Source organism: Vibrio sp. 10N.222.49.C12, assembly GCF_041475025.1.
Lineage (GTDB): Bacteria > Pseudomonadota > Gammaproteobacteria > Enterobacterales > Vibrionaceae > Vibrio > Vibrio crassostreae_C.
The window spans coordinates 1-3,451 of the sequence record NZ_JBFRVF010000083.1 but is presented as its reverse complement, the minus strand read 5'-3'; the positions used below and the strand labels follow the sequence as shown (position 1 = coordinate 3,451).

2 protein-coding genes are annotated in these 3,451 nt (G+C 43.1%); both read left to right on the top strand.

Annotation, left to right across the window (positions count from 1 at the left end; translation table 11 throughout):
- The first annotated feature begins 201 nt into the window (after positions 1 to 201).
- Entirely contained in the window at positions 202 to 1,917 is a 1,716-nt protein-coding gene (gene aspT, locus AB4583_RS19590) for an aspartate-alanine antiporter (protein ID WP_372118941.1), read from the top strand.
- 151 nt (positions 1,918 to 2,068) lie between these two features.
- A partial coding sequence (locus AB4583_RS19585; RefSeq protein WP_372118938.1) for a bifunctional aspartate transaminase/aspartate 4-decarboxylase occupies positions 2,069 to 3,451 on the top strand: 1,383 nt, incomplete at its 3' end.

Below are 3,451 nucleotides of genomic sequence, written 5' to 3'. Positions count from 1 at the left end.
TTGCACTTCAAAAACTATGCGAACAGTTAAAGTGATGATTTGATCCATCAAATGGGATTACATAATAAAACCTTTTGTTCTTAATATTCGGTTCGAAGCAACGAGATGCTTTATTTATTTTGAATAATCCAACAAATATCATTATTAAGTTATTCGTTAGATTATTTACTCCTTATATTTAGTAACAAGAGTAAATTTGTCATGGACATTATTTCTAATCTGTTTGACATGGCACCATTTGTCGCACTATTTATTACACTCTCATTGGGTTATATGGTTGGTAAAATTACTATCGGCCGATTTGTTTTAGGCGGTGTGGCCGGAACATTATTAATGGGCGTAATTATTGGGCAATTTGGTGTTCAGATTGATCCCGGCGTAAAAAGTATTTTCTTTGCGCTCTTTATTTATGCTGTGGGTTATCAAGGCGGCGCACAATTCTTTAAAGCGCTTAACTTTAGAACCATCAACATTCTGTTGTCTGCGGTTGTTATGACGGTTTCAGGCTTATTGTGTGTACTTGCCGCTGCGTGGTTGTTTGACTTAGATAGAGGTACTGCTGCGGGCCTAGCTGCCGGTGGTTTAACTCAGTCTGCGATCATTGGTACTGCAGGCGATGCGATCGCCCGTTTGGGTGGTGTGTCTGAAGAAGCCAAACATCTGATGCAAACTAACGTTGCTGTAGGTTACGCTGTAACATACATCTTTGGTTCATTAGGTCCAATCTTGATGGTGACTTGGGTATTCCCAACGTTGATGAAGTGGGACATTCGCTCTGAAGCAATCAAAATGGCAGAAGCGAACTCAGATGGTAATGCAGAGCTTGGTGCTGGTGAATTCAATGCGATGACAAAACTTGAGACTCGCGCTTTTGAAATCAAAGCAGAGAGCAAAGTGAATGGTTTGACACTAGCCCAAATCAATCAAGATTCAATAGACGCATGCATCGAAGTTATTGAGCGTGATGGCAAAGCGATTGAAGCAGACAAATTTACTAAGCTTCAACAAGGCGATGTTCTGGTTATCACAGGTACTCGTAAAGCCATTGGTCAGTTGAAAAGTGACTCTGTTGGCTCTGAAGTTGTGCTTCCAGAAGAGTACGAAGTCATTGAAGAGAACCGTCAGCTTATCGCAGACAACAAACAACTGATTGGCCGTACACTAGGTCAAATCAAATCAGAAGCGAACAAAGGCACTTACCGTGGTGTTTATGTGACTGACTACCTTCGCGAAGGTGTATCAATCCCAGTTCACGCTGACCTTGTTGTTAAGAAAAATGATGTTATTCAATTAACTGGCTCACCAAGCGATATTAATCGTGTTCAAGGTTCAATCGGTAAGCCAATGAACTCAGCAACAATGACTGACTTCATTGTACTAGGCATGGGTATGGTATTGGGTCTTTTGATTGGCCTAATCAACTTCAAAATTGCAGGTATTCCGGTCACTATCGGCTCTGGTGCAGGCTGTCTAGTGTCAGGTCTGATTGTTGGTTGGTTACGCAGCCGTAACCCACATGTGGCGCAATTCCCACAATCAGCAGCAAGCTTTATTCGCGACTTCGGTCTAGCAGCATTCGTGGGTATCGTTGGTCTTGAGGCTGGCCCTCAAGCGGTAGACACCATCAAAGAACACGGTATGAGCCTACTATTCTTGGGTGTTGCGGTAACCATCATTCCACAGATTATTTCATTCTTCTTCTCGTACTTTGTATTGAAGATAAAGAATCCGGTAGAAGCTTTAGGTTGTGTAACCGGTGGTCGAAGTGCAAACCCAGCGTTCGCTGCATTGATGGAAAAAACAGGCAACGCAACGCCAGTATTCTCTTTTACTGTGACTTACGCAGTAGCCAACGTGTTACTGACTCTATGGGGACCAATTATCGTCGGCATTATTACCGTTAATGCGGGTATGTAATTAAAACCTACAACTCATTATAGATTTAAAAAATCATCAACTTATTAACAGACCTACCCAATCAAAAATAGGGTAGGCCTGAATAATCACGCTTAAGTAAAACACTTTATTTAATTACAAGTGTTTAATATTAAATTATTAGGTAAATATTATGACTACTCAAACTCCAACTATCGATTTTTCAAAATTCGCTGACCTAAGCCCATTCGAGCTAAAAGACAAACTGATTGAAGTGGCGCAAGCTGTGCCAGATCGTGCACTTCTTGATGCAGGTCGTGGTAACCCTAACTTCCTAGCAACGCTACCTCGTAAAGCCTTCATCCGTCTTGGTGAGTTTGCGGTAGCAGAAGCAGAGCGTAACTACGCTTACCTAGGTGGTGATTTCGGTGGTATCCCTGATGGTGTTGGCATCGTTGAGCGTTTCGACACGTTCGCAAGCCAATATGCAGCAGACAAAGGCGTTGACTTCCTACGTCGTGCACTAAGCTACGCAAAAGACCGTCTAGGTATCGAAAAACAAGCGTTCCTAAACGAGCTAGTACTGGCTTACCTTGCGTGTAACTACCCAGTACCACCACGTATGCTAGTGAACATCGAGAAAGTGGTTAAACAATACATCGCAGAAGAGATGTACGGCCCAATGCCAATGACGACTAACTTTGACTTGTTCGCAACAGAAGGCGGCACAGCGTCAATGACGTACACGTTCGCAACCATGTTCAACAATGGTCTATTGAAAAAAGGTGACAAAGTTGCGCTAATCACGCCAATCTTTACACCTTACCTAGAAATCCCAGAGCTAGCAGAGTATGAGCTGGAAATCGTTGAGCTACGCCTTGATGAGACGACTTGGCAGCTACCAATGTCTGAAATCGAGAAACTGGCAGATACAGACATCAAACTACTTTGCGTCGTTAACCCTGCTAATCCAGCATCAGTGAAATTCTCTGACGAGACTCTAGAGAACCTAACAAACTTTGTGAATGAGCAACGCAGTGACCTATTCATCATCACTGATGACGTATACGGTACATTTGCCGATGACTTCGTTTCTCTATTTGCAAAACTACCATACAACACACTTTGTGTTTACTCGTTCTCTAAGTACTTTGGCGCAACAGGCTGGCGTTTAGGTACCATTGGTATCCAACACAAAAACGTATTTGATGACGCACTAAGTTCTTTCAGCGAAGAAAAACAGTGTCAACTTGATGACCGTTACAAAACACTGACTCCAGAGCCACGTGACATTAAGTTCATCGACCGCATCGTTGCGGATAGCCGTAGCGTAGCCTTGAATCACACTGCCGGTCTATCTCTACCGCAACAAGTGCAAATGGCGATGTTTGCTCTAACTTGTCTAATGGACTCAGAAGGTCGCTACAAAGCCGCTTGTAAACGCATCATCCGTGAGCGCTACACAACGCTTTACAAAAACATGGGTGTAGCAATCGAAGAGAACAAAGACCGTGTGGATTACTACACACTACTAGAGCTAGACACGCTAGGTGGCAAACTTTACGGTCAAGAGTTT